This window comes from Paenirhodobacter sp. (assembly GCF_047600745.1).
GTDB lineage: Bacteria > Pseudomonadota > Alphaproteobacteria > Rhodobacterales > Rhodobacteraceae > Rhodobacter.
Genome location: NZ_JASGKI010000004.1, coordinates 1,436,944 through 1,452,162, shown reverse-complemented (window position 1 = coordinate 1,452,162; position 15,219 = coordinate 1,436,944). Strand labels below are relative to the sequence as shown.

Sequence of the window (15,219 nt, the reverse complement as noted above, 5' to 3'; positions counted from 1 at the left end):
GCGGCCTCCGGAGGACAGGGGGCGGGGCGCTCATGGCACCGCCCAGAAATAGCGGGTGACGTGGAAGAAGACCGGCGCCGCGAAGATCACCGAATCCAGCCGGTCGACGAAGCCGCCATGCCCGGCGATCGAATGGCCCCAGTCCTTCACCCCGCGGTCGCGTTTGATCGCCGACATCACCAGCCCGCCGAGGAACCCCATCAGCGTGATCAGCAGGCTCATCCCCGCCGCCTCCAGCGGGCGGAAGGGCGTCATCCACCACAGCGCCGCGCCGATCAGCGTGGCCGAGGCGCAGCCGCCCACGAAGCCCTCCACCGTCTTCGAGGGCGACAGCTCCGGGGCGATCCTGTGCCGCCCGATCAGCTTGCCCCAGACATATTGCAGCACGTCGCTCAGTTGCACGACGATGACCAGGAAGGCGATCAGCAGCACCCCGCGCCCCTCGAAGCCGGGGATCCTCAGGTCGATCAACGCGGGCACATGCGACACGCAGAACACGCAGATCATCAGCGCCCATTGCATCTCGGCCACCCGGACGAGGAAATTGCGGGTCACCCCGGACAGCGCCGACACGATGGGCAGCAGCAGGAACACATAAACCGGGATGAAGATCGAATAGAGCCCATACCAGTCGATCCAGATCAGCCAGAACTGCGCCGGCAGCACGACGAAGAAGGTGGCGGCGAGCGTCCGGTGATCGGCGCGGGTGGCCTTGGTCAGGGTCATGAACTCGCGCAGCGCGGCAAAGGCGCAGAGCGCGAACAGCACGATCACCCCGGCCCGTCCGCCCAGCAGCGCCACCGAGATCGTGCCCGCCATGACCCACCAGGCGCGGATCCGGTCGTTGAGGTTCTCGATCACCGGCTTGTCGCCGAGGCGCCAGCGCAGCACCAGACCCACCGCCGAGGCCAGCAGCAGGACCGCCACGATGCCGCCGATGACCCGCAGCAGATCGCCCTGTGCCTCCGTCATGCCGCGCCCTCCGCCCCGGGGCGCAGCGCCAGCAGCCCGGCGCGCGCCCGTTCCAGAAACTGTTGCTTCGTCTCCTCCGGCCCGATGCGGATCGGTGCGCCAAAGCTCACCCGGCACATCAGCGGCACCGGGATCAGCGCGCCCTTCGGCAGGACGCGGTTGAGGTTGTCGATCCAGACCGGCACCAGATCGACCCCGGGCCGCGCCTGCGCCAGCCGCGCGAGGCCCGATTTGAACGGCAGCAGGCCGGTGTCCTCCGGGTTGCGGGTGCCTTCGGGAAACAGGATCAGCGACGCGCCCGCATCCAGCGCCGCCGTCATTTCGCCGATCGGGTCCGAGCCGGTGGCGCGCGGATCGCGGTCGATCAGGAGGCTGTTGAACACCCGCTCGCCGATGAACCGGCGCAGGCGCCCGCTGCGCCAGTAATCGGCCCCCGCGACGGGCCGCGTCCGCCGCCGCAGATGCGGCGGCAGCACCGCCCAGAGCAGCACGAAATCCCCGTGGCTGACGTGATTGGCGAAGTAAATCCGGTTGCCTCCGGACAGCGGATCGAGGCCGCGCCAGTCGGGTTGCACCGCCGTCAGCAGGCGCGCGAAGGTGGTGATGGCCCATGACAGGATGCGTGCCAGCGCCCGGCTGGCCACGGTCTGGTTATGCTCGCCCGGCACCGCTCCCCTCCCGGCTTTTCCGCTGGAGGCTAGAGCGCGGCAAGACGGCGCGCAAGCGCCATTGTTTCGGGCAGGTCGGGGTGTGGGCCCGCCCCGGCCCCCCGCGTCAGCCGACGGAACGGGCCCGCTCGAAGGCCGCGGTTTCGGCGGCGAGCCAGCGGGCGAAGCGGCGCAGCGGTTCGTGGCCTTCCTGTTCGCGCGGCCAGCACAGGTAATAGGCTTCGGTCGAGCGCATCGGCACCGGCAGCGCGGCGACCAGACGACCCGAGGCGATTTCCTCCTCGACCAGGAACCGGGGCAGCAGCGCCACCCCCAGCCCGGCGGCGGCGGCCTGTGCGCTGGTTGCGAATTCGTCCAGCAACATGCCGTGGACATGGCTGGCATCGACCCCGTTGAGCGCGAAATACCGTTCCCAGGCGTCGGGGCGCGAGGTCAGGTGCAGAAGCGGCGCCGCGCGCAGGTCGGCCACCGTGGCGAAACCGTGCCGTGCCAGCATTTCAGGCGCGCAGACCGGCACCACCTCTTCGCCCATCAGCCGCAGGCAGGTGGCGCCGGGCCAGTCGTCGCGGCCGAAATGGATCGCGGCGTCAACGGCGATGGCGCGGAAGTCGAACTGGCTGAACTGACTGCGCAGGTTGATGGTGATGCCGGGGTTCTGCGCCAGGAACCGCGGCAGGCGCGGCGCCAGCCAGCGGGTGCCGAAGGTCGGCAGGATCGCCAGCGACAGCGTGCCGCCATGCGGATTGGCGCGCAGGTTCATCGACGCCTGCGAAATCTTCTGCAACGCCTCGCGCACCTCGCGCGCATAGGCCGCGCCGCCGTGGGTGAGACGGATCGTCTGCCTTTCGCGGTGAAACAGCGGCGTACCGATCTGGTCTTCGAGCGCGCGGATCTGCCGCGACACCGCGCTTTGCGTCAACGACAGTTCCCGCGCCGCCTCGGTGATGGATTGCAGCCGCGCGGCGGCCTCGAAGGCTTGCAGCAGCGAAAGCGAGGGCAGGAAGCGGCGCGGCGTCTTCATCGGGAACCTCCGGGTGGGGCTTTGCCGGATACATCGCGGATACGGACGCAAGGCAAGGGGCCATGGCGTGGAACCACGGCTTTTGCGGCCGCTGGCGTTGGCGCGCGGGGGGGATCCAATCGGCGTGGCTGACACAGTAGCGGGCGAGATGCAGGCTCTGGCGCGGGGAGAAGGCAATCCTGCTTCGGCGCGGTGACGATCTGTGCCGCGCTGCGGTGTCCGACATTCTCGCCATGCCGCAAGAGCAGAACGCGGTCGCACGGGCGGTGCGCTGACGAACACGCCAACGCGGTTCCGCCCGTCGATCCCCGGCGCCCGGATCGGCGATCGCCCGGGGACGGGAGGGCAGGCGCCTGCCTCCGGCACGGAGCGGAACGCCACGCGGCGCGGGCTGACCGGTGTGCACTTCAAGGAAACCGTGGAAATCGCGAGGAACGCCACGCGGCGGCGGGCTGACCCCCTCCGGGCTGGTGCCGCGGGCCTGCCGCAGGGTTGAAACCCTGGCCGGATAGTGAGAAAACAGGTCGATACCGAACCCAATGACAGGCACGGTTTTCCTTGTAGCCTCAGTGGGGCCCACATGAACAAACTTTCCGTCAGATCCCTGCTTCTTGCAACCGTCATGGCCGTTGCGCCCGCGGCCATCGCTTTCGCGGAAACGCCCTGGGCACCGGCCTCCACCACGCTGCCGGGGGCTGCCCGGGCCGGATCGCGCGAGGTTCCGGTCAAGGCCGGGGATGCCACCTCCGTCGCGCTGCAACGCCTGCCCGCGGGGGCCAGCGTCTCGGTGCTCTACGGGACGGAACTGCTGACGCCCGAGCCGCTGAAGGCGGATGCGGAGGGCAAGGTTACGGTGCCGCTGAAAGTGCCGGAGGGCGCCGAGCGGGGCTTCTATCCGCTGACCATCGTCACGCAGAACCCCGCCAGCGTGTCGCAGGTGGTGCTGAAGGTGTCCGAGGTGGTGCCGCCGCTGAACGCCGATGCCTTCACGCTGAAGACCGTTCCCGTCGGCGAGCGCGCCTATCAGAGCGCGCTGTCCGCCGATGGCAAGCTGTTCGTCGCCACCGCGCGCGGGCCGAATGACGGCAGCACGCTGGTGCGTCTGGATGCGGCGACGCTCGCCGTCGAGGCGCAGGCCGAGGTGCCCAAGGATGCGAAGGGCAAGCAGATCGGCGTTTTCGGCGTCGCGGTCGATAATGCGCATGGCAAGGTCTGGACCACCAACACCCTGTCGGAAACGCTCACCGTCTATGATGCGGCCGATCTGAAACCCGCCAAGATCTTCCCGGAAGGGTCGATCCAGCATCCGCGCGACATCGCGATCGACGAGGCGAACAACCGCGCCTATGTCAGCGCGGCGCTCAGCCCCTTTGTCGAGGTCTATGATACCGAGACGCTGGAACATGTCGGCCAGCTCGAATTCGTCGCCGATCGCGGCCGCGCGGCCTTCGGCACCATCGACCTGACGCTGGATGCGAAGAACGGCAGGCTCTATTCGATCAGCCGCGACACCCCCTGGATCGGCTGGATCGACCTGGCCACCGGCAAGAGCACCACGGTCTCCGTCCCGCAGGCGCAGGGCGCCACCGACATCGACCGCGATCCGGAGACGGGGCGGCTTTATGTCGTGTCGCAGGAGTCGAACAATGTCGTGGTTCTGGATGCCGAGGGCGAGGTGCTGGCCGATACCTATATCGGTGCGGGCGGGGTTTCGGTGGTCTGGGACGCGAAGACTGCGCAGGTCTTTGCCGCGACCCGGGCCGGTGGCTCCGTCGCGGTGCTGGACCGGGACGGCAAGCTGGTCGCCAATATCCCGGTGGACGAGACGCCGAACCACCTGACCGCGGGGCCGGATGGTGCAGTCTATCTGGTGTCGATGTATGGCAAGCCGGGGGATGACGATCAGGCGGGTTCGGTCACGCGGATCACCCCGGCGAAATAGGCATCTCGCCGCATCCCGCTCCGGCGGGGTGCGGCCCCTCTCCGCTGCGGATCCCGGGCGATGCGGATCCTGCGGAAGGCGGGGATGGAACCGAAGCCCTCCTTTCCGCATTTCCCTCTCGACGCGACGGCCAGCCCCTCCGGGCCCGGACGGGCGTGTCCGGAGGGGCGTTCATGATAGCATCCGTCATCAGGCCGTCGCATGGCCAGGGGCCGCCCGCCCGGGCCGCTTCGGCACGCTGACCGGCGCCATTCCCCATCCCACCCATTTTCATCCCACCGAAGAAAGGCAGGACGATGGCACGCAAACCCTATGAGACCAGCACCGGCCATGCGGGCGAAACGCAGCAGCGCGGCGGCGCGGTTCTGACCACGAACCACGGCATCCCGTTTTCGGACAACCAGAATTCCCTGCGCGCGGGGGAACGCGGGCCGACGCTGCTCGAAGATTTCCTGCTGCGCGAAAAGATCTTTCATTTCGACCATGAGCGCATCCCGGAACGCATCGTTCATGCGCGGGGCTCGGCGGCGCATGGCGTGTTCACCTGCACCGACCCGATCCCGGACCTGACGCGCGCCAGCCTGTTCGCCGAAAAGGGCAAGGAGACCCCGGTCTTCGTGCGGTTTTCGACCGTGGCGGGCGGGGCCGGTTCGGTGGATACGCCGCGCGACGTGCGCGGGTTCGCGGTGAAGTTCTACACCGATCAGGGCAACTGGGATCTGGTCGGCAACAATGTCCCGGTGTTCTTCATCCAGGACGCGATCAAATTCCCCGATCTGGTCCATTCGGTAAAGATGGAGGCCGACCGTGGCTATCCGCAGGCCGCTTCGGCGCATGATACGTTTTGGGATTTCGTCTCGCTGATGCCGGAAAGCCTGCACACCGTGATCTGGGCGATGTCGGACCGCGCCATTCCGCGCAGCCTGCGGATGATGGAGGGGTTCGGCGTCCACACCTTCAAATTCGTCAATGCCGAAGGGGCGGTGCGCTTCGTCAAGTTCCACTGGCGCCCGGTTCTGGGGATGCAATCGCTGATCTGGGACGAAAGCGCGAAATTGCAGGGCGCGGATAACGACTATCACCGCCGCGACCTGTATGAGGCGATCGCGGCGGGCGATTTCCCGGAATGGGATTTCGCCGTTCAGGTCTTTGATCAGGCGCTGGCCGACAGCCTGCCCTATGACGTTCTGGACCCGACGAAGATCATCCCCGAAGAGGTGGTGCCGCTGCGGGTGATCGGGCGGATGGTGCTGAACCGCAATCCCGACAACCATTTCGCCGAGAACGAGCAGGCGGCGTTTTTGCCCTCGAATGTCGTGCCGGGGGTGGATTTCACCGACGACCCCCTGTTGCAGGGGCGGCTGTTTTCCTATCTCGATACGCAGAAGTCGCGGCTGGGCACGACGAATTTCCACCAGATCCCGGTGAATGCGCCGAAATGCCCCTATGCCAACATGATGCGGGACGGGCTGATGCAGACCCATGTGCCGAAGGGGCGCGCGAATTACGAACCGAACAGCCTCGATCAGGCGGGCGAAGACCCGGGGCCGCGCGCGGGCGACGGCTTCGCCACCGCGCCGCAGCCGGTGGCGGGGGAAAAGCTGCGGATCCGGGCCGAGACATTCGGCGACCACTACAGCCAGCCGCGGATGTATTGGCGCTCGATGACCGAAAGCGAGCAGGCGCATATCGCTTCGGCCTTTGTGTTCGAACTGTCCAAGGTCGGGCTGGATCATGTGCGCAGCCGTGTGCTGGGCCATCTGCGGGTGATCGACGAAGATCTGGGCCGGCGCGTGGCCGATGGGCTGGGGCTGGATCTGCCCGCGCCCGCCACGCCGTTCCGCGCGCCGGTGGACCTGGACCCTTCGGATGCGCTGTCGATCCAGAAGAACTGGAAGGACACGCTGAAGGGGCGCAAGATCGGCCTGCTGATCGCCGAAGGCTCGGACAAGGCGGCGATCGACCGGCTGACGAAGGCCATCGAGGCCGAGGGCGGCACCGTCTTCACCATCGCGCCGAAGGTCGGGCCGCTGAAGCTCAAGGGCGGTACGATCACGCCGGACGGGCAGTTGGCGGGCAGCCCCTCGGTGCTGTTCGATGCCATCGGCATGATCCTGATGCCCGATCAGGCGCAGAAGCTGGCGCGCGATTCCGCCGCGATCGGCTTCGTGATGGACGCTTTCGCGCATCTGAAGGCGATCGGCCATTGCATGGGCTCGGCGGTGATCCTGGACCGCGCCGGGATTTCCCCGGACGAAGGTGTCGGCCCGTGGGAGGATCTGCCCGGCATGGCGAAGCGGCGCTATTGGGCGCGCGAACCCGGCTTGCGGGATCTTGCATGACGCTGCGGGCGGAGGAGATCGTCTATCCCACCCCGGCGGGGCTGTATTGCGCGCCGGGGGATTTCCATATCGACCCCCTCCGCCCGGTTCCGCGCGCGCTGGTGACCCATGGACATTCCGATCACGCCCGCCCGGGCCATGGCGCGGTGCTGGCCACGCGGCAGACGCTCGACATCATGGCGATCCGCTATGGCGAAGGCTTCACCGCCACCCGGCAGGTGGCCGAAGGCCCGCTGCGGATCGGCGGCGTCACGGTCAGCTTTCATCCGGCGGGGCATGTGCTCGGCTCGGCGCAGATCCTGATTGCGCCGGACGATGGGCCGCGGATCCTGGTTTCGGGCGATTACTGCCGCACGCCGAACCCGGTCTGCGCGCCGTGGGAGCCGGTCGCCTGCGATGTCTTCATCACCGAGGCGACCTTCGGCCTGCCGATCTTTCGCCATCCCGATCCGATGGCGGAGGTGGCCCGGCTGCTGTCCAGCATGGCGGAATTTCCAGAGCGCCCGCATCTGCTCGGGGCCTATGCGCTCGGCAAGGCGCAAAGGCTGATCGCGCTGGTGCGCGCGGCGGGGTATGAGGCGCCCATCGCCATTCATGGCGCGCTGAAACGGCTGTGCGATTACCATATCGGGCAGGGGGTGGATCTTGGCCCGCTGGTCCCGGTGGGCGATGCGCAGCTGGTGCTGGCGCCGCCTTCGGCCTTTGCCACGCCCTGGGTGCAGCAGTTCCGCGATCCGGTCCTGTCCGGGGCCTCGGGCTGGATGACGGTGCGGGCGCGGGCGCGGCAGCGGGGGGTGGAACTGCCGCTGGTGATTTCCGATCATGCCGACTGGCCGCAACTGACCGCCACCATCCGGGATCTGGCGCCCGAAGAGGTCTGGATCACCCATGGCGCGGAGGATGGCCTTTTGCGCTGGTGCGCGATCGAAGGCATCCCCGCGCGCCCGTTGCGCCTGATCGGCTATGGGGGGGAGCCGGAATGAGGGCCTTTGCGCGGCTTCTGGAACGTCTGGCCTTCACGCCGGGACGCAATGCCAAGCTGACGATCCTGTCGCATTACCTGCGCGACACGCCGGACCCCGATCGCGGCTATGCGCTGGCCGTTCTGACCGGCACGCTGGACCTGCGGCAGGTGTCGCCCGCGTTGCTGAAGCGGCTGGCGGCGGAGCGGGTGGATGCCGAACTGTTCCGCCTGTCCTATGATTTCGTTGGCGATCTGGCGGAAACCATCGCGCTGATCTGGCCCGTCTCCGGTCCGGGGGCGGAGATGACGCTCGCGCAGGCGGTGTTGCTGCTGCGCGAAACCGGGAAGCTGGCGCTGCCGGGGGTGGTTGCGGATCTGCTGGACCGGCTGAGCCCGCCCGAACGGCTGGCGTTGCTGAAGCTCGCCACCGGGAACCTGCGGGTCGGGGTTTCGGCGCGGCTTGCGCGGATGGCGCTGGCGATGGGCACGGCGCGCAGCGTGGAGGAGGTCGAGGAGATCTGGCACGGGATGGCGCCGCCCTTCGCCGACCTGTTCGCCTGGCTTGCGGGTGGGGCGCCGCCCGCGCCGGTGGCGGCACCGTTCCGCCCGGTGATGCTTTCGACCCCGGTGACGCCCGAAGACCTCGCCGCGCTGGACGCGCGGGACCATGTGGCGGAATGGAAATGGGATGGGGTCCGGGTGCAGGCGGTATCCGAAGGCGGCACGCGCCGCCTTTATTCCCGCACCGGCGAGGACATCGGCGCGGCCTTCCCCGACATTCTCGATGCGCTGACCTTCGAGGGCGCGGTGGATGGCGAATTGCTGATCCGGCGCGGCGCCGAAATCGCCCCCTTCGGCGATCTGCAAAAGCGGCTGGGGCGCAAACAGGTGGGCCGCGCGCTGCTGCACAGCCATCCGGCGGCGCTGCGGCTGTATGACATCCTGACCTGGCGGGGGGAGGATCTGCGGGCGCTGCCGCTGAGCGTACGCCGGGCGCGGCTGGAGGCGGCGGCGTTCGACAGCCCCCGCATCGACCTCTCGCCGATGTTGCCCTTTGCCACATGGGACGACCTTGCCGCGCTGCGCGCCACGCCGGGGATCGAGGGCGTGATGATCAAGCGCCGCGATGCGCCCTATCTTGGCGGGCGCCCGCGCGGGCCGTGGTTCAAGTGGAAGCGCGACCCGATGCTGGTGGATGCCGTGCTGCTTTATGCGCAGGCGGGGCATGGCAAGCGCTCGGGCTTTTACAGCGATTTCACCTTCGGCCTGTGGCAGGGGGCGGATCTGGTCCCGGTGGGCAAGGCCTATTTCGGCTTCACCGACGCGGAACTGCGCGACCTCGACCGCTTCGTGCGCAAGAACACCGTGCAGCGCTTCGGCCCGGTGCGGCAACTGGCGCCGAAGCTGGTGGTCGAGGTGGCGTTCGAGGGGCTGAATGCCTCGCCCCGCCATCGCTCGGGGCTGGCGATGCGTTTTCCCCGCATCGCGCGGATCCGCTGGGACAAACCGGCGGCGGAGGCCGACCGGCTGGACAGCCTGAGGGCGCTGCTGTGACCCCGCTGGAGTGGTTCGCCACGCGGGGCTGGCAGCCGCATCCGCATCAGCTGGCGCTGCTCGGGGCGCGGGGCGATACGCTGCTGATCGCGCCGACGGGCGGCGGCAAGACGCTGGCGGGGTTTCTGCCCTCGCTCGTCGATCTGGCGCAGGGGGGTGGGGGGCTGCATACGGTTTACGTCTCGCCGCTCAAGGCGCTGACGGCGGATGTGGGGCGCAACCTTGCCCGGCCGGTGGCGGAGATGGGGCTGCCGGTGCGGATCGGCGACCGCACCGGCGACACCCCCGCCAGCCAGCGCAGGCGGCAGCGCGCCGACCCGCCGGAGATTCTGCTGACCACGCCGGAATCGCTGGCGCTGATGCTGTCCTGGCCGGAGGCGGCGCGGATGTTCGCGGGGCTGAAACGGGTGGTGCTGGACGAACTCCACGCGCTGGCGGAATCGAAACGCGGGGATCAGCTGATGCTCTGCCTCGCGCGGCTGCGCGCGCTGGCGCCGGGGGTGATCACCACGGGCCTGTCGGCGACGGTCGAGGATCCGCAGGCGCTCGCGCGGTTCATGGGGGCGGAGGCGGTGATCCGCGCCGATCCCGGCCCCGCGCCGGACATTGCCCTGCTGGAAACCCGCCAGCCGCCGCCCTGGGCCGGGGGCGGCGGGCGCTATGCGGTGCCCGATGTTCTGGGGGCGGTGGCGGCGGCGAAGACGACGATCATCTTCCTGAACACGCGCGCGCAAGCGGAGCTGTTCTTTCAGGCGCTGTGGATGGCGAATGACGCGGGCCTGCCGATCGGGCTGCATCACGGGGCGCTGGCGCGCGAGGCGCGGCAGCGGGTCGAGGCGGCGATGGCGGCGGGCGACCTGCGCGCCGTGGTGGCGACCGGCAGCCTTGATCTGGGTATCGACTGGGGTGATGTCGATCTGGTGATCCAGGTCGGCGCGCCGCGCAACATCAAGCGGCTGGTGCAGCGGATCGGGCGCGCGAACCACCGCTACAATGCGCCGTCGCGCGCGCGGATCGTGGCGGCGAACCGGTTCGAGGTGATCGAATGCCTCGCCGCGCTGGAGGCGGCGCGGGCGGGCGAACTCGATGGCGAGCCGCGCGGGCCGGGGCCGCTCGACGTGCTGATCCAGCATATCCTGCTGACCGCCTGCGCCGGGCCGTTCGATGCCGATGCGCTTTATGCCGAGGTGCGCGGGGCGGCGCCCTATGCCGCGCTGACGCGGGCGGATTTCGATGCCTGCCTGGATGTCGCGGCGACGGGGGGCTATGCGCTGCGGGCCTATGACCGCTGGCAGCGGCTGATGCTGCGGGGCGGGCTGTGGCAGTTGCGCGATCCGCGCGCGGCGCGGGGCCTGCGGATGAACATCGGCACCATCACCGAACCCGAAAAGCTGAAGGTCCGCCGCCGGGGCGCCCTTCTGGGCGAGATCGAGGAGACATTCGCCGCCAGCCTTTCGCCCGGCGATACCTTCCTGCTGGGCGGGCAGGTGCTGCGCTACGACCGGATCCGCGATCTGGTGATGGAGGTCACCCCCGCGCCGGGGCGGGAGCCGAAGATCGCCACCTGGTCGGGGCTGAAATTCGCCACCTCGACGGTGCTGTCGCAGCGGATACAGGCGATCTTGGCCGATCCCGGTGCGGATCTGCCGCAGGGCATCCGCGACTGGCTGGCGCTACAGGCGCGGGTCAGCGCCTTGCCCCGCCCCGGCATGCTGCTGTGCGAGACCTTCCCGCGCGGGGGCCGCTGGCATCTGGTGATCTACGGCTTTGCCGGGCAGAACGCGCATCAGACGCTGGGCCTTCTGGTGACACGGCAGATGGAGGATCTGGACCTCGCGCCCCTGGGGTTTCTGGCGATGGATCACGCGCTGATGGTGACCTCGCTGCACAGGGTGGCGGATGCCGCGCCGCTGATCGCCGCGCCGGTTCTGGACCGGGGGCTGGAGGATTGGCTGGTGGCGAGTTCGCTGATGAAGCGCAGCTTCCGGTCCGTCGCCACCATCGCCGGGCTGATCCAGCGCAACCGCCCCGGCGCGCGGGCCACGGCGAAACAGGCGACGTTTTCGAGCGACATCATCCATGACACGCTCCGCCGCCACGACCCCGGCCATATCCTGCTGCGCGCAACGCGCGAGGAGGCCCGGCGCGGCCTGATCGACTTCGACCGCCTCACCGCGATGCAGGGCCGCCCGGTCGAGATGCGCAGGCTGTCCCGGGTCTCGCCGCTCGCCGCGCCGCTGCTATTGGAGATGGGGCGGGTGCGGCTGGGTGGAGAGGGTCCGGCGCGGCTCGCCGAACGGCTGGCGCGGGAGATGATGGCGGAGGCGGGGCTGGATGACGCAGGGGCGGGGCCGGGCGATGGCTGACCATGCGTTTCGCTTCGCCGGGGCGGGCTTCGTCGCCCGGCCCTCGGGTGCGCTGTGGTGGCCCGAACGGCGGATGCTGATCGTCGCCGATCTGCATCTGGGCCGGTCGGAACGCTATGCCCGGCGCGGCGGTGCCCTGCTGCCGCCCTTCGAGGTGGTGGATACGCTCGACCGGCTGGAGGCCGAGATCGCCGCGCTGGATCCGGCGCATGTGGTGTCGCTCGGCGATGCCTTCGACGACGACCTTGCCGCCCGGCGGCTGGCCCCGGAGACGCGGATCCACGGCATGGCGACGGGGCGGGACTGGCTGTGGATCTGCGGCAACCATGATCCGCACCCCCCGCCGGGCCTGCCGGGGCGGAGCGCGGCGGAACTGCCCGGTGCCATTGCCTTGCGGCATCAGGCGGCGCAGGGGCCGGACATTTCCGGCCATATGCACCCCTCGGTGCGGCTGGCGGGGCGGCGGTGGCGCTGTTTCGTGCTGGGGCAGGGGCATCTGATCCTGCCCGCCTTCGGCACCTATACCGGGGGGCTGGATATTGCCGATCCGGCCTTCGCCGCGCTGGCAGGGGGCGGCATCGCGCTGGCCTGCGGCGAGAGGATCTTCGCGCTGCCTCTGCGGGAACCGCGCGGGCCCCGGCGCGTTTGACGCCATACCCCGGCGGAGGCGGCGATGGCAAAGCAGAAGGCGAAGACCCGCAAGGACGACCTGAGGACCGGCGCCCCGTTCTGGGTCCGGACCCCGCATTCGACGGTGGCGGTGCAGGCGACCCTGACCCGCGACCGGTTCGACGTGATCGTGGTCGGCGCCGGGATTTCCGGCGCGCTGGTGGCCGAGGCGCTGACACGGGCGGGGAAATCGGTGCTGATCCTCGATCGCCGCCCGCCGGTGCGCGGCTCCACGCCCGCCTCGACCGCGATGATCCAGCATGAGATCGACGTGCCGCTGACCCGGCTGCGCAAGCAGATCGGCGCGGAGCCCGCGGACCGGGCCTGGCGGCGCTCGGTGCGGGCGGTGGCGGATCTGGTGGATCTGGCCGCAAAGCTGAAGCTCGATTGCCAGATGGCGCCGAAGCCCGCGCTCTATCTTGCGGGTGACGAGATGGGCGCGCGGGCGCTGGCGGCGGAGGCACAGGCGCGGGAGGACGCGGGCATCCGGGCCGAATACCTGAAACGCGCCGAACTGAGGGAGCGCTACGGCATGGACCGCACCGCCGCGATCCGGTCCGAGGCGTCGGCCTCCGCCAATCCGGCGCAACTGACGGCGGGGCTGCTGCGGGCGGCGATGGCGCGCGGGGCGCAGATCGTTTCGCCGGTCGAAATCACGGATATGGCGGAGCTGCCCTGCGGCGTGGCGCTGGCGACGCGGCGGGGGGAGGTTCTGGTGGCGCAGCATGCGGTCTTCTGCACCGGCTATGAATACCTGCCGCAGATGAACACGCCCTCGCATCACGTCACCTCGACCTGGGCGCTGGCGTCGGAGCCGCTGCCGGGCCTGCCGGAGTGGATGGGCGACACCATCGTGTGGGAGGCATCGGACCCCTATCTGTATTTCCGCACGGATGACGCGGGGCGGGTGATCGCGGGCGGCGAGGACGAGGAGGCCGCCGACACCAATGCCGACCCGAAGAAGCTGAAGGCAAAGGCGAAGGTGATCGCCCGGAAGCTGCGCGCCCTGACCGGCGTCGATATCGGCAAGCCCGCCTGCATCTGGTCCGCGCCGTTCAGCGTGACGGACGACGGCCTGCCGATCATCGACCGCGTGCCGGGTTTCGAGCGGATCTTCGCGGTCATGGGGTTCGGCGGCAATGGCATCACCTTTTCGGTGATCGGGGCGCAGATCATCGCCGCCGCCATCGCGGGAAAGCCGGATCCGGATGCCGAAATCTTCCGCTACCGCTGAAGGCGTGCCTTCAGCCGCGCCCAGCCCTTGAACAACCCGCGCTTCGCGGGGGATTCGAACATGTCCTCGGGGCCGTTCGGGTCGAGGATCTCGTTCTCGGCCAGCCATTCCTCGAACTCCGACAGTTCGGGCAGTTCGTAGGGCACGAGGCCACGCCCCGGCCCGCGCAGCGCCTCGACCGTGGCGATCAGCGAGCCGGTCCGCGCGAGCGTCTGCGCCACCTCCTGCGGATCCACGCCCAGATGTTCGGCCAGCAGGTCGTCGCGCAGCCGGGCGATGCTGTCGCGCAACCGCTCCTGCGCCGGAAGGATCACGTCGCATTCGCTGTCGAGCCGCATCGAGCGGTTGTTGAAATTCGACGATCCCACCCGCAATAGGCGGTCATCCACCACCATGACCTTGGCATGGACATAGATCGGCGCGCCGCCCGCCGTCTGCGGGTGATAGATCCGCAGGCGCCCGTGCCGGTCGATCCGGCGCAGCGCCTCGACCAGCTTCGCCCGCGCGGTATCCATCGCCAGCGGTTCCAGCCAGCCATCGGCGGAATGCGGGGTGATGATGACGATCTCGGGCGGGTCTTCCCCGGCCAGCCGCTCGGCGATGGCCCGTCCGATCCGGCGGGAGGCGAAATACTGGCTTTCGGCATAGATCATCCGCCGCGCGTCGTGGATCATGTCGACCCAGGCGGCCTCGATTTCATGCACCGGCTGCTGATCGTCCATTTCCGGGATCGTCCGCGCGATGGCGAGCCGCATGTCGGTGAAGGTCGGCGCCAGTTCTTCGGGCCAGCAGTCATGGCAGTCCGCCTCGGGCCGCAGCTCTTCGCCGGTGGCGGTGCGCCAGCGCGCCCGGGCCAGATCGCCGATCGCGCGCGCCGCTTCGCCGTCAAAGGCGCTGGTCGCGTCATGCCACGGGTCGGTGGGCTTGCCGTTCGGGCTGATCCGGCGCGGGTCGCCGTCCAGATGCGCGCGGGTATCCCACCGCTGCATCGTCAGGTCGATCCCGCCGCAAAACGCCAGGCTGTCGTCGATGACCACGATCTTCTGATGGTGCGACCCGGCCAGCGGATGCTTCGCGTCCAGCCGCAGGGTGATCCGGGGATGCGCCTTCCAGCGCAGGACGGTGAGCAGCGTATTGCCCCGCAGCAGCGACTTGAACGCTCCGGTGTCCCAGCGGAGCAGGCGGATCTGCAACGACGGGGTGCGCTCCGCCAGCCACAGGATGAAATCGCCCAGCCGCTCCGGCCCGCCGTCGTCCGCGTCGCCAAAGCGGATCCGCGGGTCGAAATCCCAGCCGACGAGGATGATAGACCGCCTTGCCCGAAGCAGGGCCTTGCGCAGGGTGACGAAGTAATCCGCGCCGTCGACGATGAAGGCGAACCGCCGGGCGGGCTCGATCCGCCAGCAGTTCGTTCCGGGGCGCAGCAGGGATGTTTCCGGCATTGTGGTCCACCCATGAAATCCGCTCTGCCGCCAACGCCCGAGGCC

11 protein-coding genes are annotated in these 15,219 nt (G+C 69.3%); 7 read left to right on the top strand and 4 right to left on the bottom strand.

The annotated features are described in order from the left end of the window. Positions 1 to 30 precede the first annotated feature (30 nt). From QM789_RS15795 to QM789_RS15785, 3 genes are all read right to left on the bottom strand, one after another. The gene (locus QM789_RS15795) at positions 31 to 972 is read right to left on the bottom strand and encodes a phosphatidate cytidylyltransferase (RefSeq protein ID WP_420352802.1); all 942 of its coding nucleotides are present in this window, start codon (positions 970 to 972) and stop codon (positions 31 to 33) included. Next, the gene (locus tag QM789_RS15790) at positions 969 to 1,640 is read right to left on the bottom strand and encodes a lysophospholipid acyltransferase family protein (RefSeq protein WP_420352801.1); all 672 of its coding nucleotides are present in this window, start codon (positions 1,638 to 1,640) and stop codon (positions 969 to 971) included. Before QM789_RS15790 ends, QM789_RS15795 begins: the two co-directional genes overlap by 4 nt. 106 nt (positions 1,641 to 1,746) lie before the next feature. Beyond that, positions 1,747 to 2,661, bottom strand: a complete 915-nt coding sequence (locus QM789_RS15785; RefSeq protein WP_420352800.1) for a LysR family transcriptional regulator — start codon at positions 2,659 to 2,661, stop codon at positions 1,747 to 1,749. Between the two features lie 622 nt (positions 2,662 to 3,283). Here QM789_RS15785 and QM789_RS15780 point away from each other — a divergent pair. The 7 genes from QM789_RS15780 to QM789_RS15750 all read left to right on the top strand — a co-directional run bounded on the left by QM789_RS15780 (position 3,284) and on the right by QM789_RS15750 (position 13,732). After that, positions 3,284 to 4,603: a YncE family protein gene (locus QM789_RS15780; protein ID WP_420352799.1), complete on the top strand. Its 1,320-nt coding sequence runs from the start codon at positions 3,284 to 3,286 to the stop codon at positions 4,601 to 4,603. Between the two features lie 296 nt (positions 4,604 to 4,899). Then, entirely contained in the window at positions 4,900 to 6,945 is a 2,046-nt protein-coding gene (locus QM789_RS15775; RefSeq protein WP_420352798.1) for a catalase, read from the top strand. A 2-nt stretch (positions 6,946 to 6,947) separates the two neighbouring features. Beyond that, a complete protein-coding gene (locus tag QM789_RS15770; RefSeq protein WP_420353325.1) occupies positions 6,948 to 7,928 on the top strand; it encodes a ligase-associated DNA damage response exonuclease in 981 nt (326 codons plus the stop codon). Continuing rightward, positions 7,925 to 9,463 carry a cisplatin damage response ATP-dependent DNA ligase gene (locus tag QM789_RS15765; RefSeq protein WP_420352797.1) on the top strand — a complete coding sequence of 513 codons (1,539 nt, stop codon included), beginning with the start codon at positions 7,925 to 7,927 and terminating at the stop codon, positions 9,461 to 9,463. The genes QM789_RS15770 and QM789_RS15765 overlap by 4 nt, the downstream gene beginning before the upstream one ends. Beyond that, positions 9,460 to 11,829: a ligase-associated DNA damage response DEXH box helicase gene (locus QM789_RS15760; RefSeq protein ID WP_420352796.1), complete on the top strand. Its 2,370-nt coding sequence runs from the start codon at positions 9,460 to 9,462 to the stop codon at positions 11,827 to 11,829. Before QM789_RS15765 ends, QM789_RS15760 begins: the two co-directional genes overlap by 4 nt. Next, complete coding sequence (gene pdeM / locus QM789_RS15755; protein ID WP_420352795.1) at positions 11,822 to 12,478, top strand: ligase-associated DNA damage response endonuclease PdeM; 657 nt, start codon at positions 11,822 to 11,824, stop codon at positions 12,476 to 12,478. The genes QM789_RS15760 and pdeM overlap by 8 nt, the downstream gene beginning before the upstream one ends. Positions 12,479 to 12,502: 24 nt before the next feature. Next, positions 12,503 to 13,732, top strand: a complete 1,230-nt coding sequence (locus tag QM789_RS15750; RefSeq protein ID WP_420352794.1) for an NAD(P)/FAD-dependent oxidoreductase — start codon at positions 12,503 to 12,505, stop codon at positions 13,730 to 13,732. Here the strand turns inward: QM789_RS15750 and QM789_RS15745 are convergent. Further along, positions 13,723 to 15,174 (bottom strand): phospholipase D-like domain-containing protein, encoded by a 1,452-nt coding sequence (locus tag QM789_RS15745; RefSeq protein ID WP_420352793.1) that lies wholly within the window; start codon positions 15,172 to 15,174, stop codon positions 13,723 to 13,725. The genes QM789_RS15750 and QM789_RS15745 overlap by 10 nt on opposite strands. Positions 15,175 to 15,219 lie beyond the last annotated feature (45 nt).